Annotated in this window: 2 protein-coding genes and 1 pseudogene; all 3 read left to right on the top strand. The window is 47.5% G+C overall.

Annotation, left to right across the window (positions count from 1 at the left end; translation table 11 throughout):
- The first annotated feature begins 139 nt into the window (after window positions 1-139).
- The 3 genes and pseudogenes from AC13D2_RS03260 to AC13D2_RS03250 all read left to right on the top strand — a co-directional run bounded on the left by AC13D2_RS03260 (window position 140) and on the right by AC13D2_RS03250 (window position 2,378).
- On the top strand, window positions 140-958 hold the full coding sequence (locus AC13D2_RS03260) for a hypothetical protein (RefSeq protein ID WP_482938227.1): 819 nt from the start codon (window positions 140-142) through the stop codon (window positions 956-958).
- Window positions 959-1,219: 261 nt separating this feature from the next.
- Window positions 1,220-1,554 (top strand): annotated as a pseudogene (locus tag AC13D2_RS03255) (transposase); the annotation flags it as partial.
- Window positions 1,555-1,829: 275 nt separating this feature from the next.
- Window positions 1,830-2,378, top strand: coding sequence for a hypothetical protein (locus AC13D2_RS03250; RefSeq protein WP_292048927.1), 549 nt, complete (start codon window positions 1,830-1,832; stop codon window positions 2,376-2,378).
- Window positions 2,379-2,712: the final 334 nt, after the last annotated feature.

The following is a 2,712-nucleotide window of genomic DNA, read 5'->3' as shown; positions in this document are numbered from 1 at the left end:
GTACATCAAGGTTCATAATGAGACACTGGCCAAGCCATTCCGATGGCACAAAAGCGCCGAATCCATTATGACATCGGTCGCGAGGGCAAAGCTGAGTTTAATCGATAATAAGTCATCGAATTAACCGCACGGAACACTAGTGGCCCTTGGTATGGCTCTTGGTGCTGTATTAGTTATCTACTACAGCGGAACTATACGCCACTATCCTTCGGGACTAACTGCATCAGATACCCTCTTTTTTGTCTGGGTCATCGTTGTATTCGGGTTTTATTACTCGATCGTTGCGTTCGTATTTTTTTTGGCCTCTATTTTTTGGGTGGGAATTGCGGCAAAGCCGGTAAATTGGCTGCTAGAAAAGACTAAGCGAAAAAATGTCTTGTACCTTCCTCTAGTGAAGGAGGATAGGCTTTTTACACTCGGAGGTGGCGCGATTGCTAATATTGCCATTTTCACCATAGCAATTTGGACAGGCCACCCTTTAGTCAATATCGTTGGAACGTTATTGATAATCGGTCTCGTGTACGCACTGTTGGATGAACTCTCCCGTAAACCAAAAGACGATGGCATTGTTGTGGACCCCAGTGGTCGGCCTTTCTCGCGCCAGCCGATTCCGGGAAGCGTTATAAAATTTGTACTTGTAGCAGGTATATATCTTGCTCCGATATACTTTGCTCAAGCCGGCGGTGGGATTACCCGAACCACATTTGAAACCATGGGTGTGCGACAAATAAAAGTTGGCCTGTTCCTCGAACAGAAGGAATATGGGGCTGCGCTCTCCTCGTTGAGGGAAGATGGTTATATCAAAGGTTTGGCTTGTGACGTTCTTTGTGAAATTAAAGAAGCGGACATACTATTTACGGGGATCGGGAACAACACAAAGGTACGTGTTTCCGGGGAAGCTGGCTCTGCGACAGTCGTGATTCCTAATACCTCGATTTCGATGATCGTAAAGCGCTAGCGTATCAAGCAAGACGAATTTCAACATTAGAACCCAGGTTTTAGATGGGTTGTTTTCTAACAAGTGACTATGGTTTCAACCCCTAATTTCTAACCCATTTTTGGGTCCCATAACGCGCCGTGATCTTGCACCGCTTTAGTGGACGGTCATTTACCGGACATGGACTTCCCCCGGTGCAGTGGACACGCCTAGCCTATGATTGGACTTACCCCGGTGCAGTGGACACGCCTAGCCTATGATTAGAGCATAGGAGGAATTGCCATGAGCAGCCAACGTTACCCCCCTGAATTCAAGGACGAAGCGGTCCGACAAGTGCTGGAGCGGGGCTATACCGTCGCCGAAGTATCGCAACGACTGGGAGTATCGACTCACAGCCTCTACAAATGGGTTAAGGCCGTGAAACCGGATAAGTCTGACGAACAGGCTGCTGAATTGGTCGAAGCCAAGAGCGAGATTCTCAGGCTGCGTGCTCAGATGCGCCGAATCGAAGAAGAGCGGGATATCCTAAAAAAGGCCGCTCGGTACTTTGCCAGAGAGCCCGAGTAAAGTACCGTTTCTTCAACGATCACAGACACGAATTCAACACCAAAACTATGAGAAAACCGGGACGTATTTATTTACTAGCCTTCAAAATTAACGGGGGTCAGGGGGTCAGGGGGTCAGGGGGTCAGAGAAAACATTTAGGCCATCCTGGACACGAATAACTCCTACATCGTTGGGGAAGCTTCTTTATTAGTAAATATCAACGAGGGCCTGAAAAATCGACATGCCGATGTAGTGGGAATAACTAGAGGAAATGAAGACTAATATGCGGGCCCCAGCCAGCGTTGTCAGCTAAAGTTGAGTTGAGACCAACAAAAAAGAGCTCAACATGGATAAGTTAAAACGTTTCATTTTACAGCTATTCACCAGTTCCCTGGCATTCATCTTCATGATTGTGGCTATTGTTTACGTGGCCTACAGTCATCCCGAGTGGTTCGCTAAAGTCACACAGCACCAGGGCACAAAGGAACCTGACAGTGCATCACCGCAGCGCTCAACAGCTCAACCCCGTAGCGAAGCAGTTACCAAGCTGATTAAATCCCTTCCGAAAGACACCGACATCCTTTTCGACTATGCCGGTAACTGCCAGGAAATCTCAGCCAATCGGGGGCTCACATTTGATGAATGCATGATTATTGCCGGGTCTATAATGGCCAAAATTCAGAGTAAGAAACCCAAGGTGGTATCAACGCCAATAGGTGACTACAGATCCCCCAGGGAGAAAATGATCTATCAAATTTACAATGATATTCCAAGCACAGCAGGCTCTAACTTTGATGTGGGCCAATACTGCCTACGAGTTGAGAAAACTGGTGTCATTACCTTTGAAGAGTGCCTAAACGTAGCAACCGCAAAGATATCCCGCCAGCTACAGTAATTAATGGGGATCAGCAATTCGCGGAAAACCGGGACCGGAAAACCGGGACAGATTTATTTTCACGGCTTCTTTGAAGGTTCGGAGCTAATCTGAGTCACTATCAACCCTCTCCACACTTCGGTTAATATTGGTTGCCGGCCCACAGAACGGATTCTGTGGTTTAAAAGCAAGGAGGTGCGTATGCCAAGGCAGGCTAGTGTCCCGTCTGGGTAATCCCTTTATTTATTGTCAATAACGCTCAGCTTTGCCCGCGCCACTGACGTCATAATCGATTCTGCACTCTTGTGCCAGCGGAACGGCTTTGCCAGTTTCTCATTATGAGTTTGGATAAAGC

The sequence above is a fragment of the Marinobacter sp. B-12 genome, assembly GCF_056857915.1.
Note: the sequence above shows the minus strand (reverse complement) of the source record. Positions and strands in the feature narration are given on the sequence as shown.

Excerpts from the sequence above, each read along its gene's own strand:
- AC13D2_RS03250 (WP_292048927.1), top strand. The coding sequence starts at position 1,830 with ATGGATAAGTTAAAACGTTTCATTTTACAGCTATTCACCAGTTCCCTG.